Source organism: Krasilnikovia sp. MM14-A1004, assembly GCF_047159485.1.
Classification (GTDB): domain Bacteria; phylum Actinomycetota; class Actinomycetes; order Mycobacteriales; family Micromonosporaceae; genus Actinoplanes.
Genome location: NZ_AP038773.1, coordinates 5,744,740 through 5,770,562 on the forward strand (window position 1 = coordinate 5,744,740; position 25,823 = coordinate 5,770,562).

The 25,823-nt window shown below is 73.3% G+C and carries 26 protein-coding genes; 7 read left to right on the forward strand and 19 right to left on the reverse strand.

What is annotated here, in order from left to right; genetic code table 11:
- Positions 1 to 27: 27 nt before the first annotated feature.
- Positions 28 to 1,107, forward strand: a complete 1,080-nt coding sequence (locus tag ACMCNN_RS24650; RefSeq protein WP_412742885.1) for a DNA polymerase ligase N-terminal domain-containing protein — start codon at positions 28 to 30, stop codon at positions 1,105 to 1,107.
- Between the two features lie 45 nt (positions 1,108 to 1,152).
- On the opposite strand, the gene ACMCNN_RS24655 is transcribed toward ACMCNN_RS24650, so the two are convergent.
- From ACMCNN_RS24655 to ACMCNN_RS24715, 13 genes are all read right to left on the reverse strand, one after another.
- The gene (locus ACMCNN_RS24655) at positions 1,153 to 1,773 is read right to left on the reverse strand and encodes a hypothetical protein (RefSeq protein WP_412742886.1); all 621 of its coding nucleotides are present in this window, start codon (positions 1,771 to 1,773) and stop codon (positions 1,153 to 1,155) included.
- 176 nt (positions 1,774 to 1,949) lie between these two features.
- Entirely contained in the window at positions 1,950 to 2,549 is a 600-nt protein-coding gene (locus ACMCNN_RS24660) for an MBL fold metallo-hydrolase (RefSeq protein WP_412742887.1), read from the reverse strand.
- Positions 2,549 to 3,634: an S-(hydroxymethyl)mycothiol dehydrogenase gene (locus ACMCNN_RS24665; protein ID WP_412742888.1), complete on the reverse strand. Its 1,086-nt coding sequence runs from the start codon at positions 3,632 to 3,634 to the stop codon at positions 2,549 to 2,551. Before ACMCNN_RS24665 ends, ACMCNN_RS24660 begins: the two co-directional genes overlap by 1 nt.
- Before the next feature lie 53 nt (positions 3,635 to 3,687).
- Entirely contained in the window at positions 3,688 to 4,077 is a 390-nt protein-coding gene (locus ACMCNN_RS24670) for a cupin domain-containing protein (RefSeq protein WP_412742889.1), read from the reverse strand.
- A 19-nt stretch (positions 4,078 to 4,096) separates the two neighbouring features.
- The gene (locus ACMCNN_RS24675) at positions 4,097 to 5,989 is read right to left on the reverse strand and encodes an EAL domain-containing protein (protein WP_412742890.1); all 1,893 of its coding nucleotides are present in this window, start codon (positions 5,987 to 5,989) and stop codon (positions 4,097 to 4,099) included.
- Positions 5,990 to 6,300: 311 nt separating this feature from the next.
- Positions 6,301 to 7,080, reverse strand: coding sequence for an SDR family NAD(P)-dependent oxidoreductase (locus ACMCNN_RS24680; protein WP_412742891.1), 780 nt, complete (start codon positions 7,078 to 7,080; stop codon positions 6,301 to 6,303).
- Between the two features lie 182 nt (positions 7,081 to 7,262).
- The gene (locus tag ACMCNN_RS24685) at positions 7,263 to 7,931 is read right to left on the reverse strand and encodes a hypothetical protein (protein WP_412742892.1); all 669 of its coding nucleotides are present in this window, start codon (positions 7,929 to 7,931) and stop codon (positions 7,263 to 7,265) included.
- 422 nt (positions 7,932 to 8,353) lie between these two features.
- Positions 8,354 to 8,827: a SitI3 family protein gene (locus ACMCNN_RS24690; protein WP_412742893.1), complete on the reverse strand. Its 474-nt coding sequence runs from the start codon at positions 8,825 to 8,827 to the stop codon at positions 8,354 to 8,356.
- Positions 8,828 to 8,855: 28 nt separating this feature from the next.
- Positions 8,856 to 9,317 carry a SitI3 family protein gene (locus ACMCNN_RS24695; protein ID WP_412742894.1) on the reverse strand — a complete coding sequence of 154 codons (462 nt, stop codon included), beginning with the start codon at positions 9,315 to 9,317 and terminating at the stop codon, positions 8,856 to 8,858.
- Between the two features lie 14 nt (positions 9,318 to 9,331).
- Positions 9,332 to 10,534: a hypothetical protein gene (locus ACMCNN_RS24700; RefSeq protein ID WP_412742895.1), complete on the reverse strand. Its 1,203-nt coding sequence runs from the start codon at positions 10,532 to 10,534 to the stop codon at positions 9,332 to 9,334.
- A complete protein-coding gene (locus ACMCNN_RS24705; protein ID WP_412742896.1) occupies positions 10,531 to 10,845 on the reverse strand; it encodes a type VII secretion target in 315 nt (104 codons plus the stop codon). The genes ACMCNN_RS24700 and ACMCNN_RS24705 overlap by 4 nt, the downstream gene beginning before the upstream one ends.
- On the reverse strand, positions 10,842 to 11,213 hold the full coding sequence (locus tag ACMCNN_RS24710; protein WP_412742897.1) for a YbaB/EbfC family nucleoid-associated protein: 372 nt from the start codon (positions 11,211 to 11,213) through the stop codon (positions 10,842 to 10,844). The genes ACMCNN_RS24705 and ACMCNN_RS24710 overlap by 4 nt, the downstream gene beginning before the upstream one ends.
- Positions 11,214 to 11,274: 61 nt before the next feature.
- Positions 11,275 to 12,603 carry an AAA family ATPase gene (locus ACMCNN_RS24715; protein WP_412742898.1) on the reverse strand — a complete coding sequence of 443 codons (1,329 nt, stop codon included), beginning with the start codon at positions 12,601 to 12,603 and terminating at the stop codon, positions 11,275 to 11,277.
- 99 nt (positions 12,604 to 12,702) lie between these two features.
- On the opposite strand from ACMCNN_RS24715, the gene ACMCNN_RS24720 reads away from it, so the two are divergent.
- The gene (locus tag ACMCNN_RS24720; protein WP_412742899.1) at positions 12,703 to 13,746 is read left to right on the forward strand and encodes a beta family protein; all 1,044 of its coding nucleotides are present in this window, start codon (positions 12,703 to 12,705) and stop codon (positions 13,744 to 13,746) included.
- Entirely contained in the window at positions 13,746 to 14,588 is an 843-nt protein-coding gene (locus ACMCNN_RS24725) for a bifunctional DNA primase/polymerase (protein WP_412742900.1), read from the forward strand. The genes ACMCNN_RS24720 and ACMCNN_RS24725 overlap by 1 nt, the downstream gene beginning before the upstream one ends.
- A 13-nt stretch (positions 14,589 to 14,601) precedes the next feature.
- On the opposite strand, the gene ACMCNN_RS24730 is transcribed toward ACMCNN_RS24725, so the two are convergent.
- From ACMCNN_RS24730 to ACMCNN_RS24740, 3 genes are read right to left on the reverse strand one after another with little or no spacing between them, the layout of a single operon-like run.
- Positions 14,602 to 16,044, reverse strand: coding sequence for a hypothetical protein (locus ACMCNN_RS24730; RefSeq protein WP_412742901.1), 1,443 nt, complete (start codon positions 16,042 to 16,044; stop codon positions 14,602 to 14,604).
- A complete protein-coding gene (locus ACMCNN_RS24735) occupies positions 16,041 to 17,135 on the reverse strand; it encodes a hypothetical protein (RefSeq protein WP_412742902.1) in 1,095 nt (364 codons plus the stop codon). Before ACMCNN_RS24735 ends, ACMCNN_RS24730 begins: the two co-directional genes overlap by 4 nt.
- A gap of 40 nt (positions 17,136 to 17,175) precedes the next feature.
- On the reverse strand, positions 17,176 to 17,784 hold the full coding sequence (locus ACMCNN_RS24740; protein WP_412742903.1) for a hypothetical protein: 609 nt from the start codon (positions 17,782 to 17,784) through the stop codon (positions 17,176 to 17,178).
- A gap of 157 nt (positions 17,785 to 17,941) precedes the next feature.
- Here ACMCNN_RS24740 and ACMCNN_RS24745 point away from each other — a divergent pair, with 157 nt between their 5' ends.
- On the forward strand, positions 17,942 to 18,226 hold the full coding sequence (locus tag ACMCNN_RS24745) for a DUF427 domain-containing protein (protein WP_412742904.1): 285 nt from the start codon (positions 17,942 to 17,944) through the stop codon (positions 18,224 to 18,226).
- A 6-nt stretch (positions 18,227 to 18,232) separates the two neighbouring features.
- Here the strand turns inward: ACMCNN_RS24745 and ACMCNN_RS24750 are convergent, their stop codons facing one another.
- Together ACMCNN_RS24750 and ACMCNN_RS24755 are read right to left on the reverse strand one after the other, a co-directional pair.
- On the reverse strand, positions 18,233 to 18,652 hold the full coding sequence (locus ACMCNN_RS24750) for a hypothetical protein (RefSeq protein ID WP_412742905.1): 420 nt from the start codon (positions 18,650 to 18,652) through the stop codon (positions 18,233 to 18,235).
- Complete coding sequence (locus ACMCNN_RS24755; protein WP_412742906.1) at positions 18,642 to 19,178, reverse strand: YbaB/EbfC family nucleoid-associated protein; 537 nt, start codon at positions 19,176 to 19,178, stop codon at positions 18,642 to 18,644. Before ACMCNN_RS24755 ends, ACMCNN_RS24750 begins: the two co-directional genes overlap by 11 nt.
- Before the next feature lie 209 nt (positions 19,179 to 19,387).
- Here ACMCNN_RS24755 and fxsA point away from each other — a divergent pair, with 209 nt between their 5' ends.
- From fxsA to ACMCNN_RS24770, 3 genes are read left to right on the forward strand one after another with little or no spacing between them, the layout of a single operon-like run.
- Positions 19,388 to 19,591, forward strand: a complete 204-nt coding sequence (gene fxsA / locus ACMCNN_RS24760) for an FxSxx-COOH cyclophane-containing RiPP peptide (RefSeq protein ID WP_412742907.1) — start codon at positions 19,388 to 19,390, stop codon at positions 19,589 to 19,591.
- Between the two features lie 8 nt (positions 19,592 to 19,599).
- Complete coding sequence (locus ACMCNN_RS24765) at positions 19,600 to 21,564, forward strand: aKG-HExxH-type peptide beta-hydroxylase (protein ID WP_412742908.1); 1,965 nt, start codon at positions 19,600 to 19,602, stop codon at positions 21,562 to 21,564.
- Between the two features lie 57 nt (positions 21,565 to 21,621).
- The gene (locus tag ACMCNN_RS24770; protein ID WP_412742909.1) at positions 21,622 to 23,301 is read left to right on the forward strand and encodes a putative bifunctional diguanylate cyclase/phosphodiesterase; all 1,680 of its coding nucleotides are present in this window, start codon (positions 21,622 to 21,624) and stop codon (positions 23,299 to 23,301) included.
- A gap of 54 nt (positions 23,302 to 23,355) precedes the next feature.
- Here ACMCNN_RS24770 and fxsT read toward each other — a convergent pair whose 3' ends face one another.
- On the reverse strand, positions 23,356 to 25,764 hold the full coding sequence (fxsT, locus tag ACMCNN_RS24775) for an FxSxx-COOH system tetratricopeptide repeat protein (RefSeq protein WP_412742910.1): 2,409 nt from the start codon (positions 25,762 to 25,764) through the stop codon (positions 23,356 to 23,358).
- Positions 25,765 to 25,823: the final 59 nt, after the last annotated feature.

Below are 25,823 nucleotides of genomic sequence, written 5' to 3' on the forward strand. Positions count from 1 at the left end.
CTCGCACAGGGGTCCGACAATGCGGGGGTGAGCGATCGCCTCGACGAGTATCGCCGCAAGCGGGACCCCCGGCGCACCCCCGAACCCGTGCCCGCCGACGGCCCCCGGCCGGGCCCGGGCGGCCGGTTCGTGATCCAGCAGCACCACGCCCGCAGCCTGCACTGGGACGTGCGGCTGGAACGCGACGGCGTGCTCGTGTCATTCGCGGTGCCGCGCGGCCTGCCCCGCGACTCCACCCACAACAACCTGGCCAAACACACAGAGGATCATCCGCTGGAGTACCTCGACTTCGCCGGGGAGATCCCGGCCGGCGAGTACGGCGGCGGCCGGATGCTCATCCACGACCGCGGCACGTACACGTCGGACAAGTGGCGCGACGACGAGATCGGCGTGACGTTCCACGGCGAGCGCACCACCGGCCGGTACGTGTTCTTCCAGACCAGGGACGCCGACTGGATGGTCCGCCGGATGGACCCGCCGGAGCCGGGCTGGCAGCCGATGCCCGAGTCACCGGCCCCGATGCTGGCCGCCCCGGCCGCCCGCCTGCCCGCCGACGACGCGGCCTGGGGCTACGAGCTGAGCTGGGGCGGGCGCCGCACACTCGTCGCCGTCTCGGGTGGCCGGGTCCGGCTCAGCTCCGACACCGGCGACGACGTCACGTCGTGGTATCCGGAGCTGCGCGCGCTGGGACCCGCGCTGGCGCCCACCGAGGTGGTGCTCGACGGCGAGATCGTCGCGTTCGACGGCCCGGTGCCGTCCGCGGCGCTGCTGGGGCGGCGGACCGCGCCGCGCGACTCCGCCGCCGCGCGCCGGGCCGCGGAGCGCACTCCGGTGCAGTTCCTCGCGTACGACCTGCTGTGGCTGGAGGGGCACCCCACCACCGGGTCGATCGGGTACGCCGAACGCCGGGAGCTGCTGGAGGGGCTCGCGGTGGCCGGGGCGCACTGGCAGACCCCGCCGTACTTTCCCGGGGGTGGGGAGTTCGCGCGCGAGGCCGCGGCGGCGCAGGGTCTCGACGGGGTGGTGGCCAAGCGGCTGGACTCGCCGTACCTGCCGGGGCGGCGCAGCCGCCGGTGGCTGCACGTCAGGGGCCGCACCGCGGGGTGACGCCGACGGTGGTCCGCTGGCGCAGCAAGAGCCCGCGCCGCCCGGCTAGGCGAGGAAGCGGGCGCGGCGGCGACGCGCGGCCAGCACGCCCACCGCTCCTCCGGCCACCAGCAACAGGCCGAGCCCGCCGATCAACCCGGCCAGGGGGCCGGTGGTCGGCAGGCGCCCGCCCCCGCCGCGGACAACGCGGACGTTGCTGGTGCCGGTGATCGGCGCGACGCCCTTGGCGGAGAACGTGATGGTCACCGTCCCGGTGTCGCCGCGCTCGGCAGAGGTGTCGGCTTTCACGAGTACGGACAGGTACGCCTCGACCGTCTCGCCTTCGAACGAGAGCTTGGCGTCGGTGCAGCTGATCCGGGTCGGTGAGGGCTGGACGCAGTCGCCGCCGTTGGCCTTGTTCGGGGCGAGCCGAACCCCGGCCACGCCCTTCAGGTCATAGGTGACCTTCGTCTGCGTCAGCGTCTTGTTGCCCGTCGTGGACCAGACGTTCGGTCCCAGCGGGTCGATGGCGGTGCCACCCACGGGCACGTCGATGTCGGGGAAGGCGACAGAGACCCCGTCGCCGGCGACGACTCCCCCGGCCCGGGCCGGCCCGGCAACGGTGGCGACGAGCACGCCGGCCATCGCCAGCACGCCCGGGATGCGCCGGGCGGACAGATGCTGCATCGACACTGCCTCCTCCGTGGGGGGACCGGGCCGACGCAGCGTACTAGCGGCGATCGATCGCATGTCAATGCCCGCAGGCCGGATCGGCGACCCCACCATACGAACGGAGCCGGCGGCCCCGCATACGGCGCGCCGCCCGACCCCCGGACGCGTGACCGCGGGCCTCGCCCGCCCGGTCAGGTGCGCTCCGCGCCGATCGTGGTGTTCGGCCCGTGGCCGGTGTGCACCACGGTCTCGGGCGGCAGCGGGAACAGCCGCGACCGGATCGACGCGAGGATCGTGTCGTGGTCGCTGTACGAACGCCCGGTCGCGCCGGGCCCGCCCTGGAACAGGGTGTCGCCGGTGAAGACGCAGCCCAGCTCCGGGGCGTACAGGCAGACGGCGCCCGGGCTGTGCCCCGGAGTGTGCAGAACCCGCAGAACCGTTCCCGCCACGGCGATCTCCTGCCCGTCGGCCAGCGGGCCGGGCAGCGGCAGGCCGGGGTGCACGAGCCGCCACAGCACCTCGTCGGCCGGGTGCAGCAGCAGCGGCGCGCCGGTCGCCGCGGCGAGCTCGGGAGCGACCCGTACGTGATCGTCGTGGGCATGCGTGAGCAGGACGGCCCGCACCCGCCGCCCGGCGACCACCGCCAGCACGCCCGGCACGGAGTGCGGGGCGTCGATCACCACGCACTCCTCGTCGTCGCCGACCACCCAGACGTTGTTGTCCACGTCGAACGTCTGCCCGTCCAGCGAGAACGTGCCGGAGGTGACGCCGTGACCGATGCGCGCGGTCATCAGAACAGCACCACGGACCGCAGCACCCCACCGGTGTGCATCTTGGCGAACGCCTCCTCCACCTGATCCAGGCGGATCTCCTCGCTGACGAACGCGTCGAGGTCGAGGCGGCCCTGCCGGTAGAGCTCGGTGAGCATCGGGAAGTCGCGGGTGGGCAGGCAGTCGCCGTACCAGCTGGACTTCAGGGCGCCGCCGCGGCCGAACACGTCCAGCAGGGGCAGCTCGATGGTCATCTCCGGGGTGGGCACCCCGACCAGGACGAGGGTGCCCGCGAGGTCGCGGGCGTAGAACCCCTGCCGGTACGTCTCGGGCCGGCCGACCGCCTCGACCACGACGTCGGCGCCTTTGCCGTCGGTGAGCGCCCGCACCGCCTCGACCACGTCGCCCGCCCGGGCGTCGATCGTGTGGGTGGCGCCGAAGCGACGGGCCCACTCCAGCTTCCGCTCGTCCGTATCGATCGCGATGATCGTGGTCGCTCCGGCCAGTGCCGCGCCCGCGATCGCGCCGTCGCCGACCCCGCCGCAGCCGATCACGGCGACGGAGTCGCCGCGGGTCACCCCGCCGGTGTTGATCGCCGCGCCGATACCGGCCATCACCCCGCACCCGAGCAGCCCCACCGCGGCCGGACGCGCCGCCGGGTCCACCTTTGTGCACTGCCCGGCATGCACCAGCGTCTTCTCCACGAACGCGCCGATGCCCAGCGCCGGGGACAGCACGGTGCCGTCCGTCAGTGTCATCTTCTGGGCGGCGTTGTGGGTGGCGAAGCAGTACCAGGGGCGGCCGCGGCGGCAGGCGCGGCAGTCGCCGCAGACCGCACGCCAGTTCAGGACGACGAAGTCGCCGGGCGCCACGTCCGTGACCCCGGCGCCCACCTCCTCGACGATCCCGGCGGCCTCGTGGCCGAGCAGGAACGGGAAGTCGTCGTTGATGCCGCCCTCGCGGTAGTGCAGGTCGGTGTGGCACACCCCGCAGGCCTGGATCCGTACGACCGCCTCGCCCGGACCGGGGTCGGGGACGACGATCGTGGCGACCTCGACGGGGGCACCCTTGGCCCGGGCGATGACTCCGTTGACTCGCTGGCTCATCCGTTCACCTTGCCACCCGGGTGCGGATGGCGGCAGCGCCGCGCCGCGGGGGTTCAGCTCGCGGGCGGCTCGTCCTTTCCGGCCTCCTCCGCGGCGTCGGCCTCCTCCTTGGTCCTGTGCACCGCGCCGTCGGCGTGCTCGGGCGGGCCGTACACCGTGTACAGGACCATCGGGTTCGGGCCGGCGTTGATGAAGTTGTGCTTCGTGCCGGCCGGCACGACCACCAGGTCACCCTGGGCCACCTTGCGCTTCTGCCCGCCGACCCTGGCCTCGCCGACACCGCTGACGAACGTGAGGATCTGATCCACCTCGTGGACCTCCTCACCGATCTCGCCGTCCGGCGGGATCGTCATGACGACGAGCTGTGTGTGCTTGCCGGTCCACAGCACCCGGCGGAAGTCTGGGCTCTTCTCGGCCACGGTGGCGATCGTGAAATGCTCCATGCCGGGCCGCATACCCAGATCAGCGCCGGTTCGAACGCCTCACCCGGGGCGGCGGCCGCAGCGCGTCGACGGGTTCCGGACGCCCCACCAGGTAGCCCTGCACATAGTCGACGCCGAACTCGCGCAGCATCCGCAGCGTCGGCTCGTCCTGGACGAACTCGGCGACGGTGTGGATCCCGTACGCCTGGCAGACCTGCACGAGCGCGCGCACCAGCACCTGGTCCTGCGGGTTGTGCACCAGGTTGACGACGTACTCACCGTCGATCTTCACCAGGTCGATCGGGAGCAGCCGCAGATAGCGGAACGAGGCGTAGCCGGAGCCGAAGTCGTCCAGCGCCAGCTCGCAACCCAGGTCGCGGACCCGGTCGGCGAAGTGCCGGGCCTCGCTGAGATTCCCGATCAGCGCGGTCTCGGTGATCTCGAAGGTGAGCTGCTCCGGGTTCACCTCGTACCGTTTGATCAGGTTTTCCACCTCGCCGGTGAGCCGCGGGTCGCCGACCGAGCGACCGGAGAGGTTGATCTGCAGGTTGAGGTCACTGCGCTCGGCGGCCAGCTGCATCGCCCGCTCGACCACCCACAGGTCGATGTCGTACACGGCGTCGAGGCGTTCCGCGGTGTCCAGCACCTGGATCGGCGACTGCGGCCCGCCGGTCTCGTCCAGCACCCGCAGCAGCAGTTCGTACCGGGCGACCGCGTTGGTCTGCAGCTCGACGATGGGCTGGGCGACGAGGCTGAACCGGTCCGTGCCCAGCGCGTCGGCGACCCGGTCCCGGTAGGTGCCCTGACGGTCGCGCGCGGGCACCGGCTGCGGGACCGGGGTGAGCGGCCGGTCGGTCTCGCGGCCCTGCCGCCACGCATGCTCGGCGTCGATGAGCAGGTCGTGACTGCCCGCCTCGGCACCCGGCTGGAAGCGGACCAGCCCGGCCCAGGCGCGGGCCCGCAGCCAGGCGTCCGGCAGCACGAACGGGTGGGCGCGCAGCGCCTCGACGAACAGCTGCGCCTGACGCCGGGCCAACGGCCAGGACACCCCGGCCAGCAACACCCCGATCTCGTGCGGGCCGACCCGGCCGAGCAGATCGTCCGGACGGACCAGACCTTCGAGTACGCGTGCCGCGCGGTGCAGCAGCTCGGTGTGGCGTTCGGGGGCGATGCCCTCGCGATCGTGCTGGGCGGGCCCGTCGAGGCTCGCGCCGGGCACGCCCTCGTGGCCCTCGCTGCGCTCGGTGCGCTCGGTCGTGCGCTGCCAGCCGGGCACGCCCTCGTGGCCCTCGCTGCGCTCGGTGCGCTCGGTCGTGCCGCGGTCGGGCTGGATGCGGACCACGAGCAGCGCGCCGCCGCCCCGGCGCAGCGCCCGGTCCACCTCGTCGGCGAAGCGGGCGCGATTGAGCAGGCCGGTGGCCGCGTCGCGTTCGATGACCGAGGCCAGCACGGTCTCGCCGCGGCGGCTGAGCCGGTCCACCTCACGCCGGGCCCGCTCGCGCGCGGAGACGTCGCGCAGCGTGCCGCGGACCCCGGTGACGTTGCCGTCGGGTCCGGTGGTGGGTTCGAGGCGGACGTCCACGTCGAACCAGCCGCCGTCGGCACGCATCAGCCGGACCGTGATGCGGACGGACTCACGGCCGGTCCAGGCGCGGGTGATCGCGGCGAGCGCTCGGGCGTGATCGTCGCGGTGCACGTACCGGGCGAGGACCTGCTGGCTGATCTGGTTGCCCGTGGGTGGGCGGCCGAGCAGGGCGCGCAGGCCGTCCGACCAGACGATCGCGTCGTCGGCGACGGTGTACGAGAACCAGACCGGCTCGTCGGCTGCCGAGGGGTGCTCGGCCACCACGCCGTTCTCGGTGGGGCGGGGACGGCGGGCCAGGCGGTCGCGCAGCGCGCGCGGGCGCGGCACGCGCTCATCGGCTGCCGTCATGCGCCCCCCACCTCCCCGGCTCGGCTGACCCCTGGACTATTACGACCCGTCACTTGCCTTCTGTAACAGGTATCGGTGTCAACAATGTTTTCGCAGACCATCCAACAAATTGATGGCCAGCCCGTTCTCCACTTATCAGAGAGTGAAAATAGCCGATCAGCCGACCGCCCGCAGCGGCGGAGGGGCGTCATATCTGACAACTTCCATGACAGATAGTCACTGCCTGTGGCTATTGTGGAACCTTCCGCGACGCCCGGCCCGAAAGCCCGCCCGAGATGCACGGTGCGCCCCCGCCCGGACGCGCACGGTGATCAGACTCCCGGGTCGGCTTCCTCCGGATCCCGCCCCAGCGCCGCCCGCCCGCCGTCGACCGGGATGACCGCGCCGTTGACGAAGCCCGCCGCCTCGGAGAGCAGGAACGCCACCACCTGGGCCACCTCGTCCGTACGCCCCATCCGGCCGAGCGGTTGCAGGCGGCGGATCTGCAGTTCGAACCGCTCGGCCGCATCCGGGCCGAGCCCGCGCAGGTGGTCGGCGGAACGCTCGGTCGCGATGGAGCCGAGCGCGACCGCGTTGACCCGGATGCCCCGTGGCCCGTAGTCGACGGCGAGAGCGCGGGTCAGCCCCTCCACGGCGGCCTTCGCGGTCGCGTACGGTAACGCACCGGACACCGGGCGCTGCGCCTGGTGGGACGAAACGTTCACGATGGCGCCGCCTCCGTGGCGCAGGAACCGGCGCACCGCCGTGCCGCAGCCGACCACGACCGGGTCCACGTTGGTGCCGATCAGCTCGATCAGCCGCGCCGCGGAGACCTCGTGCAGCCAGGCGTCGCGGAACACCGCCGCGTTGTTGACCCAGCCGGCCAGCGAACCTGCGGCGTCCGCGATGTCCGCGGCCCGCTCGGTGACCTCCTCATCGGCGGCGTCGCCGAGCACGGGGACGATCCGGTTGGCGTCCGGGTGATCGTCTACCCACCCGACCGAGGCGGCGTCGTACTCGATCATCACGACTGTCTCGCCCGCGCCGGCCAGCAGCTCGACGATGGCGCGCCCCACGCCGCGCCCGCCGCCGGTCACCACGTACGCGGCCATGGGTTCCCTCCGCTGCCCGCCTTGACGGTCTCTCCCGCCATGCTGCCAGGACTTCCGCCCGGCCGAGCCCGCTTCCGCGTCGGCCCCGACATGGCAGCCCGGCCTCGGTCATGACATCGCGGCCCGGCTCCGGTAGGAGCCGGGCCGCCCGGACGCCCGACCTCGTGAGGCGGCGCCCGCCATCAGGGGAAATGCATGCGGCGTGGCCGCGGGATGACCGGTGGAGGCAGGGGCAGGTCGGCGAGGTGGCTCCAGTTGAGCGTGCCGTTGTCCGTCGACTTGATCTCGCCGAGGCAGGCGCGGAGCAGGCCGAGGTTCGGCGCACCGGCGTAACCGGCGATGACCACATCGGGGCGAGGCTCGATCCGGAGTATCGCGGCGCAGATCTTCGCGACCTCGCGCTCGTCCACCGCGTCGAGCGGCAGCGGCGTCTCGGTCTGCGAACGGCGCCACGGTGGCCCGAACCGCCGCAGCAACTCCCGCGCGAGGCGACCGAACGAACGGCCAACCTCGGCGTCACCCATGGACATCCGGGCGGACTGGCCGTAGCACCAGGGCACGAGGACGTGCCCGTTGATCAGTACGAGCTGGTAGACCGACTTCGGCACACTGATGATCTCGGCGCCGGGCAGGGTGCCGAGGAAGAGCACCAGCTCCTCGTACGGCAACGCCCAACGGGGGTTGGCTAGAACGCGTTCCGCGGCCTGCGCGGTGGCGGGGCGGGCAGTGACCTCGCGTTCGATCGCGGTGCTCAATGCCTCCGGCACTCGGGTCCAGACCTCGGCGGCGACCTTGTCGCCGAACTGCTCGACCACCCACTCGCTCGGACCGACAAGAACGTCTGGACGCATAGGGCACCACCACCGTCCGTGTCGCTGGCGCTACTGGCTTGAGAGTTTCACCATCAGAGATCGACAGGAAGAGGATTCTGTCGGGATCTCAAAAACATCGGTGAATGAAACCCCGGCAGGACCTGCAAACCCTTGCGACACCAATAGATCAGCAGGTCAGCACGCCACAGACAGGCAACTCGCACGGCGAACCGCTCGTGCAAGTTGCATGCCTGGTGGTGGATCAGTCCTCTATCCGACAGTAGAGTCCGCCCGTATTTCGGGACGGTGACGCGAGCGCAAACTCCCGCGCACCGCGACCTGCACGTACGTCCTCAATGCCCGAACGCTGGGCTCGTCCGCTCGGAGCCCGGCCAGCTACCGGAAGCGGACGCGATCGCACCTTCTGAAGAAGCGGATGTGATCACGGGAGGGAGAACGGCTCAGAGCAGCGGCTGCGGCAACGTGCGCACGGCATGCCGAGCGACGACGGGCCGAGCCCCCGCGATCTCCGTCCAGTCTTCCCACCCGGCGTCGAACTCGATTTTCTTCCCCAGCCGCTGCACGATGGCGCGGCTGCCGTTGGCCAACAGCACCCCGCGGCCCGGCGCGTGATCGAACACAGCCAGGACTGCAACGACCATGAGCACAGTGTTGTGGTCCCTGATCCCCGGCGAGGCGCGGTTTCCGAAGGTGAACGCCGCGGTCACGCGCTCGTCGAATCCGAAGTGCCTGCCCGTCGAGTCCTCCTCCCCGGCCACCGCATGGGCTTCGATGTCCATTCCCTCGCGATGGATGGTGCCGCTTGCCGACACGGAACCGGCAATCGCAGAGGCGATGACATCCGGAATCTCCGGGGTGGACAGACCCACCTCGCCGTAGAAATCAAAGAACAGGCTCATGATGGCTTCATCCACGAGAAGGGAAAACCCTCGGCGGCCGCGCTCACAACAGCGGCTGAGCCAACCGGCGCACGACGTGCCGCGCGACCATCGGACGGGCCTCGTCAATGTCGGTCCAGTCCTCCCACTCCGCGTCGAACTCGATGCCGTCACCCAACCGCTGCAGGATCGCTTGTTCGCCGTTGAACAGCAGAACTCCCCGGCCCGGGAAGGCGTCGAGCGTCGCCAGCACCGCCTCCGCCATCAGCACGGTGTTGTGATCGGTTGTCTCCGCCGAGGCGCGGTTGGAGAAATGAAAGATCGCTGTGATCTTGTCCTGGAATCCGAAGTAGCCAGTGGTGGCGTGCGCTTCCTGCGGCTCGACTCGATTGGCCGCGACGTTCATTCCGTCGCGGAAGATGGTGCCGTCGGCGCCGATCGACCCACCGAGTACCGATGCCATCCTCGACCGTAGGTCCTCCGAGGACACATCGGCCTCACCGTAGAACGTGTAGAACAGAGACACCGGAAGCTACCTCATCATTCGAACGGATAGAACGGCACAACCTTGCCATCCTTAACCACCAGGATCTGTTCCAGGTTGGCAATCGGTTTACGGCGCAGGACGTCGGCGATCTCATCGGCCGTCCGGGGACAGTCGTCCAGGTTGAGGACGATCCTGTTCGCCTGACCGGAACCGACCTTGCCGCTGATCGCGTCGCGGATGTTGTCCAGCTTCGCCGAATCCGGCGAGTAGCAGTCGAAGTACTCACCTTGGATGCGATAGTCGGGTTCCTTGCCGTTGGGCTTCGGCGGCGGATTCTGCTCGACGTCGTAGCCGTTCTGGGCCAAGGTGTCCGCGGACTCGTTCTCCCGACGCAGCGGACGATCCTTCTTGCGGGTCGGGTGCGCGTCCGTACGGTCGCCGCGCGGTTTGCCGTCGGGGCTCGGTGGCCGCGACGGGGAGGTGAGCCCGTCGCCACCCTTGCCGCCGATGCCCAGCTTGCGCTTGAGCAACTCGATGAGCCGGCCGAGTTTGTCGCCCTCGCGGAGCAGGTTGCGGATGCTGGAGATCAGCTCCTTGAGCCACCGCGTGATCTTGGCCGCCCACGACGCGCACAGCGTCGTCACCTGTTCCGCCACCACCGGCGTGGCCGCCCCCAGCGTGGCGATCAGCTCGCCCGCGTACACGATCAGCCGGGACACCACGGTCGCGACCGCGTCGCGGACCATGATGCGGACCGTACCGATGATCAGGCCCGCGCCCTCGGTGATCAGCGCCATGGTGTCGGAGGCCCTCGCCAGCGCCTGCAGCGACTGTTCCCGCTGGGCGGCCCAGCCGTGGTACGCGTCGGAGGCGGCGCCGCGCCACTCGGCCAGATCGAACCGCACAGCCCGGGCGAGGGAGTCGGCTTCCGCGCGCAGCGAGGAGGCCACGTTGCGCCACGTCTGTGCGTGCGCGGCGATCTGCGCCGGGTCGCCGGCCAGCCAGTCCAGCGCCTCGGACAGCGGTTTCACGTGCTCGATCAGCCAGGAGATGCCGTACTGCAGCAGGGCGCCGACCGGGTCGGAGACCAGCGCCAGCGCGTCCAGGCCCGCGCCGACGACGCCGAGGGTGCCGTCGACCCAGCTGCGGTTCTCGACGCCCTGGGCGATCAGCTCGATGTCCTCGGCGATCCAGATCCCGGCCCAGGCGCTCTTCGGTTCGTCGACGCGCGCCGCGACGAGCGGGTTGACCGTCACATCCGCTCCTGGACGCGGTGCAGGGCCGTGGCGCTGCGCTGGTCGCTGGCGTCGTAGTCACCGGCGGTCGCGCGCAGCCGGGCGCCGGTGTCGTGCAGGGACTCGGCGGCGCTGCCGATGCCGTCGACGAGGATGTCCTGCAGGACGCCGAGGGCTACCGGGACGATCGCGCACAGCTTGCCGTACGCGTCGGCGCCGGCGCGGACCGCGGCCCCCGCCTGCTGGGCGGTGGTGACCCGGTCGGCGACCGCCTCGACGTGGCCCGCGTGCGCGGTGAGCTCTGTGTGCCGTACCCCGAACTGGTCTGTCATGCCGGCTCGCGAGCGGTGAACGAGGCGATCACGGCGCGGCCGGTCTCGGTGTCGGCGCCGATCGTCTCCGCGGTGGCCTCCGTGGCCAGCTTGGTCATGGCCTGCTGGGCGGCGGCGAGGGTCGCGAGGATCTGCTGTGCGGTCCGGCCCGCGGACTGGCGGCGGATGTCCTCGTGCAGGTCGAGGCCGGTGAGCATGCCGTTCGCGCCCACGGTGACCTCGACGAGGCCGTCGTCGCTGCGGGCACGGGCGCTCAGGTCGGCGAGGCGCCGGGACAGTTCACGGGCCCGGGCGGCACGTTCCTCGAAGCCGGCCTGCCAGGCGTCGACCCGGCGCTCGGCCGCATCGAGATCCGCGGGATCGAACATGAGCTGCCTCCGTCCGCCGACAACCCGGCCCACGGTAGTACGGTCCGGCGCGGCTGTGGGGTCAGCCGGGGGGCGCCGGGACGGTCACGGATGCGAGGTGCGCGAGCATCGCCTGGTTGGCCTCCCAGCCGTCCGGGAACTTCACCGGCACCCCGAGGTGGACCGGTTCGGTGTGCGGGTGGGCGTCGAGCAGTTCGGGGATCCCGGCCCGGGCCACCACCACGCAGGCGTGCCGGTGCCGTGAGGTCAGCACGCACAGCCGTCCCGACTCCAGGTGGAAGGCGGTGGCGTCGCGCCGCCCGGACAGCGGGTGCAGCACCACGGTGAGGTCGTATTCGCGGCCCTGCAGGCGGTTGGCCGTGTCCACGGTGACCCCGGCGGCCCCTGGTGGCAGCGCGGCGCGGATCGCGGCGACCTGGTCGCGGTGCGCGGCGCCGATGGCGATGCGGTCGGCGGTCAGGGGGGCGGTGCCGGTCTCGGCGGTGGTGACGGCGTCGCGGGACAGCGCGCTGGCGGCCAGCACGGCGCACGCCGCGGCCGCCTCGGCGTCGGTGCGTACGGTGAACCGGGCGGGCAGTTCGTACAGCCCCCAGCCGGTGGCGGCGGCCGTGTCGAGGACCCGGTCGAGGGCGGTGGCGGCGGGCCTGTCGAAGGTGAGGGTGCGCTCGGTGGGTCCGGTGCCCGAGCGGAAGCCGGTGAACGGGTAGAACGCCTCGGCCACCACGGGCGCCGCGGACGCGGGCAGCCGCCAGGACACCGGCAGCCGGTGTACGGGCAGGTCGGGGTTGTGCCGCAACAGCACGGCGACGGCACTCTGCAGGGGATCCCAGGACAGGCCGGTCCAGCGGTCCACCTCGACCGTGGCGAACGGGTCGAGCTGGCCGGGGTCGCCGACGAACAGGGCGCGCGCGAAGCGCGGGGCGACGCGCAGCAGGGCGTCGGAGCGCATCTGGTACGCCTCGTCGACGATCGCCCACGCCCAGGTGCCGTCGGTGACGGTCGCCCATTTGGCGGCGGTGCCGATGGTGATCGCCGGGGCGTCGAGGTCGGCGACCTTCGCGCCGACCCGGCAGGCGGGGTGGTCGCGTACCCGTTCCGTCGGGGTGTAGTCGACGGCGGAGAGGCGGCCGACGCGCACCTCGGGTGCGGCCACGCCGAGGCGGGCGATGAGGTCGTCCACCTGCTCGTTGGTCTGCGCCACGATCATCAGCGGGGCGCTCGCCCCCGCCAGCTCGGCGGCGGCGCGGACGACGAGGGTGCTCTTGCCGGCGCCCGGCGGCGAGTCGACCACGACACCGCGATGCCCGGTGGCGGCGAGGTCGTGGAGCACATCCGCGACGACGCGGGCGGCCTCGGCCGCGGGCGTCTGCGCAGGAGCGTGGACCGGCATCGCAGCACCGTAGCAACACTCTGCCGACATGATCCCGACACGCAATTCATGCTGAATTCGCTATGTAACTCTACGGACATATTTCGCTACGCTAGGTGAATGATGGTATTCACGTCGCCGGGTGTGACGGTGGACGGGATCTACCGGCCGATCCTGCGACCGCGCCGGGGCGAGTTCACGGCGTTGCACCACTTGGACACCGAGTCCGCCAAGCACGTCACCCCGATCGTCGAACTGCGGGGCGAGGACCTGCCCCGCCTGGTCAAGCAACTGCCGCCGCGCACCGGCGCGCTCGCGGTCGACCTCGACCCGTTCATGCCGTCACCCGTGGAGCTGGCGCTGCGTCTCGACGATCTCGGCGTGGCCATGCTGCCCGTGCTGCGGGCGTACGACAGCGACCGTCGGCTGAGCGAGAACGGGCTCGCCGCCCGGGTCCGCCTGCACCGCGCCGTGCTGCGCCTGCAACCACACGTCGAGGCGACCAACCCGGCCGCGGCCACCGCGACCACCGACCGTCTGCTGTGCGGCGCCGGGCTGGATCACGAGTGCGTGGACCTGATCGTCGACCTGGCCGAGACCGCCTGCGCGGCCGACGCCGAACGGTTCGTCGAGCAGGCCCGGCACGTCCTGCGCTGGGCGCACGGCCGGCCGTGGCGCTCGATCACGGTCGCCGCGGGCGCGATGCCGCCCAATCTGGACGACCTGCCCGCCGACCGGCCGGTCGCGGTGCACCGGCTGGACGCGCGCGTCTGGGCCCGTCTGGCGGAACCGGGCGTCGGGTACGCCGACTACGGGGTGACCTCTCCGGTGCGACGGCTCGGCGTACAGCATCACCGGCAGTTGCCGACCCTGCGGTACACCACCGACCAGGCGTGGTGGATCTACCGCTGGGCGCGGCGCGGCGGGCGCAGCGACGACCGCTGCTACGACCTGTGCCGCACCCTCGTACGGTCCCCGCACTGGCCCGCGCAGGGCGCCCGGTTCTCCTGGGGCGACGCCCAGATCGCCCAGCGCGCCCGGACGGCCCGCGGCGCGGGCAGCTCCGCCAGCTGGATCGGGTGGAGCACGTCGCACCACATCGCACACGTCCTGCACACCCTGGCACGTACCCCCTCCCGGGAATCTGTCGTACGTTTGTACTAATGCTGCTCGACGCCGCCCTCGCGTACGCCCGGCACGGCATCCCCGTCCTGCCGGTGCACACCCCTGCGGCCGACGGCACCTGCTCGTGCGCGCGCGAGTCCTGCGACCGGCCGGGCAAGCACCCACGTCTGCGGCGCGGGCTGACCGACGCCACCCTCGACCCGCGGCGCATCGCACTGTGGTGGTCGCGCTGGCCCGACGCGAACGTCGGGCTGCGCACCGGCGTGATCATGGACGTGGCCGACGTGGACTCCGTGGTGGGCTGGCACGGCCTGCGGCACCTGCTCGGCGACGCGATCCCCGCCGGGCCCCGGGTCCGCACGGGCGGCGGCGGCTGGCATCTGTGGTTCGCACCCACCGGGTACGGCAATCGCGTACGCCTGCTGCCCGGTGTGGACTGGCGCGGCGTCGGCGGGTACGTGCTGGCCCCGCCGTCGAGGCATGCGCGCGGGCGGCCGTACCTGTGGGAGTCCCGTCCCGGCGCCGCCCTGCCCACCGGGCCCGCGGTGTTGCGGGCCCTGATCGCCGGTCCGCCGCCGCTGTCCCGGCCGCGCGGCGAGGTCACCCACCCCGACCGGTACGCGGCCGCCGCCCTCGACGCCGAGAGCGGCCGGGTGGCCCGCGCCCCGGTCGGCACCCGCAACGACACGCTGAACCGGGCCGCGTTCGCGCTCGGCCGCCTGGTCGGCGCGGGCCTGCTCGACGCCGGTACGGTCGCCCGCGAGCTGACCGTGGCCGCCCGGCACGCGGGGCTGGACCGGGTGGAGATCCGCCGCACCATCCACTCCGGGCTCACCGCCGGCCGCCGCCAGCCCGCCGACCCGGGCACGGGCCGCCGCTGACGTGGGCCGCCGCTCAGCCCACGTCCTCCGGGACCGGGGGGCCGCCGTGGGTCCACGGGGTGTCGGCGGGATCCGGGAAGGCGCCGGGCGGCCGGTACGCCTCGCTGAGCGTCGTGTACAGCACCCGCTCCCCCACCACCGGCACGCTGCCGGGCTCGGCGACCAGCCGCCGCCCCATCCCGCCGGACAGTTCCAGGACCACGTCCGTGCCCGCCGCGGCCGGGGTCGCGGAGACCACGACCGCCTTCTGCGCGGGCCGGGCGGGGCAGGTCAGGCTCGCCCCCGGAGCAACCCGGACCGGCTCGGGGGTGGCGACCATGATCCGCGGACGCAGCACCGGCCGCCGTCCGGTGTCGTCGACCCGGTCCGGCTGGGCGAGCGTCACCTCTCCCGTGAACGCGGCACCCGTCAGCCGGTGTTCGGCCATCACCAGTGGATCGTCGAACGCGCGCTGGACCGCGTACCGGGTGGCGGCCTGTTCGAGGCGGTGCAGCCGGGCGGCGGCGGCCACTGCGCCGTCGCGCCGCGGCTGGGGCGGGCCCCCGTCCGCCAGGTGCTGCGCGAACGCGGAGAACGCGTCCCGGTCGCCGTCCCACCGGGCGGCCACGTGGGCGCCTGGCGGCAGGGCGCGCAGCAGGTCCAGGGTGCGCCACATCAGATGCCAGGTCGGGGCGAGCACCCCGCGCAGCACGGCGGTCAGCTCGTCGACCGGCACGTCGGGCAGGCCCAGCAGCGGCGCCAGGACCCGGTTGTCGAAGTCCGGGTCGGTGGCCGGGCCCGCGGGCGGGGACACCGCCGGATCCTCGGCCAGCCGCGCCGCGTCCGGGCCGGTGTACCCGGCGGGCGGGTCGATCCAGGCGAGCTGCGCGCCCAGGTGGGCGTCCTCGGTGCCGCTCTGCCCGGTGGCCCAGTGCAGGCCCAGCGCCTCCACCGCGGTGAGCAGCAACGCCGACCCCGGCACCTCCGCGCTGTTGGCGAAGAAGGTGAGCCAGCGACCCAGCAGCGGCACCTCCGCCGGTACGGGGTACTCACCGTCGATTCGCCGGAAACGGGTGGAGCGGCCGAACAGCCGCAGGAAGTCCACGCCACCGGGGTTGGGCACCCACAGTTGCGGCGCGTCGAGGTACCGGTACCGCACGTCGCGACCCCGGTCCACCGGCACCGGCTCGGCCACCCCGGTGCACGGCTCCACGTACGCGGTCAGCGCGCGGCCCAGCTCGGCGGCGAACGCGAACCGCTGGTCGCGGTTGCGCGGCTGGCCGACCACCAGGAGGCGCGGTGCGGCGCGGTCGGTGCCCAGCATCGCGGCCAGCGGCGCGTTCGCCTCTCCGGCCAGGGCCACCGGGATCAGCACCAGCGGGCGTTCGTGGACGTGCAGGTGACGCACCGTGGCCAGCGGCACCGCCCGGCCCGCCGCGTACGCCTCGGCGCGGGCCAGCGCGGACAGCGTGCTCACGCGGGATCCGCCTGCGCGAGAGCCTCGGCGCGCAGGCGTGCCGCTGTCTGCAGCAGGGCGACCGCCTCGGCCTGGTCGGGGTCCGTCGCGGGGGCTCCGGCGGCGAACGCGAGCACCTCGGCGACCGTCTCGACGCCGCCGAGCGCGTCGCGGACCGGGCGTCCCAGCGCGGCCGTGCGCCCCGCGGACTCGTGCCGGCAGAACGCCGCCAGCTCGCAGGTGGACAGACATTCCGGGGCGTACCTGGCCTCGACCGCGTGCAGGGCGGCAATCAGGTCGGCGGGCGGCAGGGCCGGGTCGAAGCTCACGTGATCCGGCAGGGCCGCGGCGAGGTCGGTGACCGAGGCGAGCCGGGCGAGCTGCCGGCGCAGGCTGCCCAGTTGTTTGCGGACGTCGAGCACCACGGCGGTCGGGCGCAGCGAGAAGTCCTCGGGGCACACCAGCACCACGTCGTGGGCGACCAGCTGCTCGTCGTGGCCCAGCTCGGCCAGCAGGCGGCGCAGCGCCAGCACGTACACGGCGGCCTGGACGGCGGCGGCCGACACCTTCGCGCTGTCCGCCTGGCCGTCCACGATGGCGAAAGACTTGATCTCCACGACGTGGTAGCGGCCCGCCGTCTGGAAGGCGATCAGGTCGGGCTCCAGGAAGACGGCACGACCGGCCACGTCGAGGGTGAGCAGCGGATGATCCACAAGGGCGGGCCCGCCGGGGGCGGCCAGCAGCCCACGGGTACGCGCGTGCCGGGCGGCCAGCGTGTCGTCGGTATCGTCGCCGAGATCGTCGTATCCGGCGGAGGTAGCGCCGGGGCCGAGGACGTCGGCCAGCACCGAGCGCAGCAGCGCACAGCCGTCGGCCTTGAGCATCGCCTCGAAGCTGTTGCCCCGGGCCAGCGCGAACCGGGACTGCCCGAAGGTGCCCGGAAAGCCCACCCGGTCGGCCAGGCGGGGCTTGTCGACGCCCGCGGCGTCCAGCACGGCGCGGCGGCCGCAGCCGGGGTTCCCGGTCAGCGCGGCAATGGTGCGGGCGTTGTGCCGCTTGGCCGGCCCGGCGCCGCGCAGCCGGTCCAGGACCTCGACCGGGTCGGGGTTCATCCGCGCGCTCCCCGGACGTGAGAGCGATCCGGTACGGGGCTCACCCGCGCCACCGGGGCCGGGGAGCGACGCCGAACAGGCGTTGTTGTTCGTCGAGGGCGGCGGCGCGGGCGGCGGCGGCGTCCCGTACCGGCTGCTCGGCGGCGACGGCCGCGGCCAGCCGGCGGTCCGCGAGGGCGGCGCGGGCGGCCGCGGCCAGCGCCGCCGGGTCCAGCACGTCGTGCGCCTCGGCGCCGCCGGGCACGGTGTCGGCGAGGCGGCGCAGCAGGAGGGTGGCGCCGGGCGCCGGGCGCGGCGCCGCGGCCACGAACTCGGCCACCCGGACCACCCGGGTCAGGCCGTCGGCGCGCGCGGCCGCCGGTAGCGCGAGACGGTGGGCGACGGGCCAGGTGGAGAGCGTGACCAGGCCGTTCACCGCGGCCAGGTCGGCATCCAGTCCGGGGCAGACACGGTACGGCCGCCGCCCGCCCTCCGCGTGCTCACGCTCCTCCTCGCGCAGCAGGCGAGCCAGCTCCGGGACGGACAGGTCGGAGTCGAACAGGGCGGCATGCACCTCGACGACCAGCCGGGGCGGGGTGGGCGCGCCGAGCAGGATCAGGGCGTGCTGGGCCTGTTCGCGGGTGCTCGGCAGGGTGCACTGGCGGGTCATCGGGGGCCGCTCTCGTCGGGGGTGTCGGCGCGGATCGACTCTAGATCCTCGTACGTCCGCCGGCCACTGCGCGGACGACTCACCACATTTCACCCACGAGAGGCGAATAAAACCCGCATATCGGACGACGGCCAGCTTCCGCGCTACGTTCGGGGGTATGCCGAAGGCCATCTGGAACGACGAGATCATCGCCGAGAGCGACGACACCGTGGTTGTCGAAGGCAATTGCTACTTCCCGCGCTCCTCGCTGCGGGAGGACGTGCTGCGGCCCTCCGACACCCATACCGTCTGCCCGTGGAAGGGCAAGGCGTCGTACTACACACTCGAGTCGGGCGAGCACGTCACCCCCGACGCGGTGTGGTTCTACCCGGATCCCAAACCTGACGCCAAGGCCGTACGCGACCGGGTCGCATTCTGGAAAGACGTCAAGGTCGTCACCTGAGCCCGGTCAGGCGATGCGCGGGTGGGCCTCCTCGATGGTGGACACCTCGAGGTAGTCGAGCATGTCACGCTGCTCCTGCGGGTCCAGCGCACCGAACGCCTCGTACGCCGCCGACCGCGCGTGCTGCGTCTCCGCCGCCAGCAACGCGATGATCGCCGACCAGGCGAGCGACACCCGGTCGAACAGCCGCGCCTGCCGCAGCGACGTGAGCCGGCTCAGCATCGCCACCTTGGTCGCCGCGTCGTCGTCGCGCGGGACGCGGTCGCACAGCTCGAACAGCGCCTTGCCCCGGTACGGGTGCTCCGCCTCAACCAGGCGGGCCAGCTCGGCGTTGTCCATCCGTTCCACCGGCGGGGCCGGGCCCCGACGGGGCAGCGGCGGGTTGTCCGCGGCGCCGGGGCGCAGCGGGGTGTCGTCAGCGGGCACGGCTGTCCCGCCCACTCTCGAAGCCCACGCCCGGCACCTGGTGCGGCAGCGAGGGACGGTTGCGGAAGGTCGGGAAGGGCCGCGGCGCGGGCATCACCGGCACCCGCGAGGCCCCGTCGGACTCACCGGGCGGCGTCTCCGGCGACCCGGCGAAGCGCCGGGCGAAGCTCGCCAGCACCGCCCGGCCGGTCTCCGTGTCGGCGCCGACGGTCTGCGCCACCGCCTCCGCGACCCGCTCCACCAGCGCGGCCTGGGCGCGCTGGATCGTGGCCATGATCTGTGCGGCCAGGTCCGCGCCGGGCAGAAGCTGCACGCGGTCGTCGAGTTCCAGTGCAGTGACCGCCCCGGAGCCGGCGACGGTCACCCGGATCGCGCCGTCGTGACCCACGGCCGACGCGGTCAGCGTCGCGACCTGGTCGGCCAGCGCCGTGACCCGGTCCGCCACGGCGGTGGGTGTCCCGGCGGTGCCGGACTCGCCCCACGAGCGGACGTCGTCCGCTGGGGATTCGAGATGTGGACTCAGCACGGTTTGTCCTCCGTTGCCGACTTTCGAGGTGTTCGCGTTCTATGAGATCACGGCGACGCAAACCCTAGCCAGCCCCGCCGCCCCGGGCCCCGCCCGGGGGTCACCTGACCCGACGACGCCGTAACCTAGCGGCGGCACATCGATCGTTGCCGGTCGACGTCGGGAAGCCGACACCGGCCGCGGGGACGACAACGAGAGAGCAGGTGTACGTGGATCGTGGCAGCACGGGCGAGCACGCGGACGTCGAGTGGCACTCCGTCATGATCGACGTGTCCGGGTTGTCGCTCACCGACCTCGCCGAGGCCGTACCGCCCGACCGAGCGGACTCCGCTCTCGCCCACTGCCTGCAGCGGCTCGCCGCCGACCTCGACCGCCCCGGTGACCCGATCGCCGGCTTCAACTCCGCGCTCTGACCGTTCGCATGCCGGACTCGGGTCAGACGCGGTCACCACACCCGGCTGACGGAGAAACGCGGCGGGCTCAGTTCGCCCCGCACACCCTCAGCGACGCCGCGCTCGCCGCCCTCGGTGCCGGCCGCCCGGACGCGGCGACCCTCGCCCAGCTGCGCCGCGCCCAGTTCAGCCGGCACCTGCTGCTCCTGCGTGCGATCGCGGCCGCCGATCCCGGCGCCGCGGCCGCGTACCGGGAACTTGCCGCGGCCGAACGCGCCGACCCCATCCGGGTCCGGCGCATTCTGGCGCGCCCGCTGGTCGGCCTGTGGGCCGCCGACTGCCTGACCCGGCTCCGCGCGGGCTCTCGGGCAACCCACGCTGGAGTGACGCACGCCAGGGTGGCCGACACCGAGGCGACACACGCCGGAGCGACCCACCCCGGGGTGGCCCACCTCGGCGCGGCCGAGGCCGGGGCGGCGGGTCTCCGCGCGCTGGCCGCTCAGGCCCGGCATCCGATCCCCGCCGCCCGAGCCCGGCCGGATCGCCCGGCGGTCGGCGGCGAACGAGATCATGAAGCGCCGGATGGGGTCCCGTTCCGGCCCGACCGCCCGACCGCGACGGGCGCCGCACCGTCCGACCGGGTCCCGCGCGTCACCCACGACGGACTGACCCTGACCGTCCGGCTGGAGGACACCGATCCGGCTCGCTCCCTGCTCGGGCTCACCCCGGCCACGCCCCTGACCGGCGACGACGCCGCGCACTGGCACGACTGCCTCCGCCACGCCTGGCGGCTGCTCGTCACCCGGCACCGCGCCGCCGCCGAGATCGTCGCCGAGGTCCTCGACTGCATCGTGCCGGTCGAACCGGACCCCGCCGCCCGGGGAATCAGCGCGACGTCCGCGCACGCGTACGGGGCCGTGGCCATGTCCGCGCCGGCCGACCCGGCCGCCCTCGCGGTGGGGCTGGTGCACGAGGTCCAGCACAGCATCCTGAACGCCGTGCGCTACCTGTTCGAGCTGCACACCGGCCCGGACGCCCCCGGCTACTCGCCGTGGCGCGACGATCCCCGCCCGGCCTCCGGACTCCTGCACGGCGCGTACGCCTACCTCGCGGTCACCCGGTTCTGGCGCGACGAGCCCGGGCGGCTGGCGCGCTTCGAGTTCGCCCGCTGGCGGTCGGCCGTCGTGGACGCCGCCGACCACCTGCTGGCCTCGGGCGGGCTCACCACGGCCGGCACCCGGTTCGTGACCGCGCTGCGGGCCGAGGTGACCCCGTGGCTGGCCGAGCCGGTGCCCGCGGACGTCGCGCGGCTGGCCGCCGGGGCGAACACCGACCACCGCGTGCGCTGGCGCCTGCGCAACCTCGCGGTCGAGCCCGCAGCGGCCGCCGCCCTCGCCGACGCCTGGCGCCGCGGACTGCCCCCGCAGGCGGTAACGGCCGCCACCACCCTCCACCCCGCCTCCGGGCGCGCCCTGGAGAGCAGCGCCCGCCTCGACCTGGCCCATCGGTGGTGCCGCGACGCCTCCCCCACCGACGCGGTCAGCCGCACCGCCCACGATCCGCTGCCGGTCGCGGAGGACAGCACCGACCCGGTGCCCGGCGCGGACCACCACACCGGCGCCGCCCGCTTTCCAGTACCGAGGGCGGACCACCCGGCCCCCGATCCAGTACCGAGGGCGGACCACCCGGCCCTCGATCCGGACCCGAGGGTGGACCACCACACCGGCCCGGTTCCCGATCCGCTGCTGGATGGCGGGCCCGGCCCCACGGCGGGGGATCTTGCGTACGTGCGCGGGGACGAGGCCGCGGCCCGGCGGGCGTACGCGGAGGCCGTACAGTCCGATGCCGGCGACGACGCCGCCTGGTCCGGTCTCGCGCTGGTGTGCGGCCGGACCGCCCTGCGGGACCGGCCGGAGGTCGTCGCCGCGGCATTTCGGGCGCTCGACGAGCCCGCGACGGACCCGGTGATGCTCGCCACCTGGCTCAATTCCTAGATCTTTTGCTCATGTCCGGCCCTGGCCCACCGATGAGGGGCCCGTTGGAGGTGAGCCATGGTCCCGACCGGTAAGGCGTTGACGCGCATTCGGCGCGTCGTCGACGACGCGATGGTGTTCGCGTCGTTGGTGCTTCTCGCCTGGCCTGCACTGGCGCGCGACGACTACGGGCCGCTGTTCATCACCGCGGTCCTGACCGTGGTGGTGGCGCTGGGCATCGCGATCATCGTGCTTGCCACGCGCAAGCCGCTGGTGCGCTACGCGCCGCCGGCTGCCGCGGCGGTCATGGCGACGCTGTTCACGTACGGCCACGACACGATCAGTGTCGGCATGGTCCGGGCGACCATCGGCGTCGGCGCGATCGTGCTGCTGCGCCAGCTGCTCGGCGCGCACACCAACGCCGTGCTGGTCCGTGACCTCAGCCGCCAGCGGGCCATCCTCGCCTCGCAGGCGTACCGGGACCCGCTGACCGAGGTCGGCAACCGCCGGATGTTCATCGAGCACGCCTCCGACGCGCTCGCCCGGGCCGGCGACACCATCACCTCCGTGATCCTCGTCGACCTCGACGGCTTCAAGGACATCAACGACGCGTACGGCAACGCCGTCGGCGACGAGATGCTGCGGGCCGCCGCGGAGCGGGTCAACGCGAACGTCCGCTCCAACGACGCGGTGTCGCGGCTGGGCAGCGACGAGTTCGCGGTGCTGCTGCCCCGCCTCGCCGACGACCAGATCGCCGACGGGGTCGCCAACCGGATCCTGCGCGACCTGGCGCAGCCGCTGGAGATCGACGGTCACCTGCTGACCATCCGCGCCAGCGCCGGCATCGCCCTGACCCGCGGCTCCGAGACCGCGGTCGACGAGGTCATGCGCGAGGCCGACCAGGCGCTCTACCAGGCCAAGGCCGAGGGCCGCGGTGTCGCCCGCCGGTTCGACCCGGCCCAGTTCGCGAAGGCCGAGCAGCGCCGCCGGGACGAGGCCGAGGTGCTGCGTGCCCTCGACAACCACGAGTTCGAGGTGTACTACCAGCCGATCGTGGACCTGGACGGCGAGCACACCGTGGGTGTCGAGGCGCTGGTGCGCTGGCGTCACCCCGAGCGCGGCGTGCTGCCCCCCGGCGCGTTCCTCGACCTGGCCGAGTCCATGGGCGTGGTCCCGCGCCTCGGCGGCTGGGTGCTGGAGCAGGCGTGCATGCAGGCGGCCGAGTGGCAGCGTCAGGTGCCCGGCTTCGAGCTCAACGTGAACCTGTCCGCCAGCCAGCTCGGCAACCCCGACCTGGTCGACGAGGTGCGCGGCGTGCTGGAGCGCTCCGGGCTGACGCCGTCGCTGCTGGTGCTGGAGCTGACCGAGTCGGTCGCGCTGACCGACCTGGTCGAGTCGGCCCGGGTGCTCGGCGCGCTGAAGAACCTGGGCGTACGGATCGCCCTGGACGACTTCGGCACCGGCTTCTCGTCGCTGAGCCACCTGGCTGCCCTGCCGGTGGACGTGGTCAAGATCGACCGGTCGTTCGTGCAGGCCATGGCGGAGACCGCGGGTGCTTCCGTGGCCGAGGCCGTGCTGCAGATCGCCCGTACGTTCGATCTGGCCCCGGTCGCCGAGGGTGTCGAGGACGCCTCGCAGGCCGACCGGCTGCGCGAGCTGGAGTGCGCGCAGGCGCAGGGCTACCACTTCGCGAAGCCGATGCCCGCCCAGGAGATGACCGCGCTGCTGCAGCGCCAGTCCGCGGGCCTCTCCCTCTGACCCGACGCCCGGCCGGTTTCCTCTTCCCGGCTGGGCGTTGGCCATCAGTGTGTCCTACAACGGGGGCGGCTCGATCTCCGTCTCCAGGCGGCGCCCGGCGGCCGCCGCCGTCACGACCGGATGCTGCTCGCCGTACGCCTTGGTGAGCTCGGCCAGGACCAGGCCGCGCCCGGTGTCGTCGCCCGCGTCCAGCGCAAGGTTGAACGCGCAGGCCAGCGTGTCCGGATGGTGCGCGCCGCGCACCGTGCGGGAGCGTGCCCACGTGTCCGCCGCGACCTCGCGGGCCTGCTGGGCCTCCCCCGTCGCATGCAGGTCGGCGGCCAGCCCGTTGGCGCAGCACAGGGTGAACGGATGGTCGGCGCCGACGCTGCGGTGCAGCCCGCCGAGCGCCTCGGCGCCGAGCGTACGGGCCTGCGCGTGCCGCCCCATCGACCGCACCACCCCGGCGAGGTCGGTGACCGCCGCCAGCGCGAACGGGTGCCCCTCGCCCAGCACTGTGCGATAGCCGGCCACGGCCCGCTCCAGCAGCACGTACGCCGATTCCAGGTCGCCGTCGTCGCGGGCGCAGTTGGCCAGCGACACCAGCGCGCCCAGTGTCTCCACGTTGTGATCACCGAACTTCTGCCGGAACAGGCCCACGCTGCGCTCGGCGAGCTGCCGCGCGTGCGGTTGCCCCCGGCGGCGCGCGGCCATCGCGGCGAACCGCCCCGCCCACAGCACCATCGGGTGGTCCTCGCCGAGGTCGTCGGCGGGCGCGCCCGCCAGCACGTCGGCGGCCTCCGCGTAGTCGCCCAGCCCGAACAGGTCGAAGGCCAGCGCGGCCCGGGACGACAGGACCTCGGGGTGGCTGTCCACCAGCACGGACCGCCGGTGCCGCAGCACCTGCTCGTCCAGCGCCCGCGCGCCCCGGAAGTCGCCGAGCAGCCGCAGGTCGACCGCCAGGTTGTTCGCGCAGCGCAGGGTCAGCGGGTAGCTCTCGCCGAACAGCCGCCGGTAGCGCACCAGGTTGTCCGCGTCGAGCTGGCGGGCCTGTCCGAAGTGGCCCTGGATGCGCAGATCCGCGCCGACGCTGTTCGCGGTGGCCAGCGTGATCTCGTCGTCGCCGCCGAGCACCTCGCGCTGGGTCCGCAGGGTCTGCGTGTTCAGCTGCTGGGCATCATCGGTACGGCCGATCGCCCGTAACGCGTTGGCCAGGTGGAACGCCGCCAGCAGCGCGTGCTCGTCGGTGTCGCCGAGGCGCTCCCGCCAGCGCTGCACCGCCTGGGCGGCCAGGTCCCGGCTGCTGTCGTAGTCGCCGCGGGCGAACAGGCACCGGACACAGTTGATCACCAGCTGACGCAGCTCCTCGGCGTCGCCGCCGAGCAGGTCGCAGTGCACCAGGTGGGGGATGATCTCGGCGTACCGGGGCCAGTTCGTCGGGTTGTCGGGGTCGCCGGGGTCGGCGGCGGCCAGCATGGCCCGGACGGTGTCGCGCCGCGCGTGCGCCTCCTCGGCCAGCATGCCGCGCACCAGGGGGTGCACGGTCAGGTGCTCGCCGGGCGGGTCCAGCTCGGCCAGGCCGTGCCGGCCGATCAGGCGCAGCGCGGCCTTGAGCCGCCGCTCGACGCGCACGGTGCGGGCCAGCTCCGGGGGAAGGTCCAGGCCACGGGCGGCCCAGAAGACCCGCCAGGACACGGGCGCGCTGGCCAGGAACGCGCACAGCTCCAGCAGTTGCACGGCGGCGGGGGACGATGCCCGCAGCGCCTCGGCCGCCAGGCCCCACGTCACCCCCACCGGAGTCGGTGTGGCCAGCTCGGCCGCGCGCTGGTCGTACCGGCGCAGGTATTCGCCGACCGGCCACCCGGCCGCCACCTGCACAGAGGCGGCCTCGGCCAGCGCCATGGGTACGTCTGCCAAGCGCGCGGCGATCCGGTCGGCGTCCACCTCGGACAGCTCGGGGTTGCGCAACCGCAGGAAGTCGACGCTGTCGGCCCGGTCGAACACGGGCACCGGCACCGCCCGGGCCACCTCGGAGCCCCACCGCGGATCCCGCGAGGTGACCAGCACGTGCCCCTTGCCGCCGGGCAGATAGGGGGTGATGTCCTCCGGCCGGTTCGCGTTCTCGAACACGACCAGCCAGTTCCGGTACGGCTCGCCGCGGCTCAGCGCGTCGCGGACCGCACACAGGGTCCGGTTGATGTCGCGCGCCTCGGGCAGCCCGAGCCGGGACGCGAGCCCGACCAGCGCCGCCCGCATGCCCGCCGTCTGCTCGGCCGGGATCCACCAGACCAGCTCGTAGCCGCGGGCGTAGCGGTGGGCGTACTCGACGGCCAGCTGGGTACGCCCGGTGCCGCCGAACCGCTGGTCAGCGGAGGGCAGCAGCACCACCGGTCCATTGTCGAGCAGCCCGTGCACCCGGGCCAGGAGGTCCTCGCGGCCCACGAACCGGGGGTTTCGCGGCGGTAGTCCACCCTGGATCGGCACGCGACTCCCCTCCCTGGACGGCGCTGCCGATTACCGTACGTGGGCCGGCCGCCACAGGA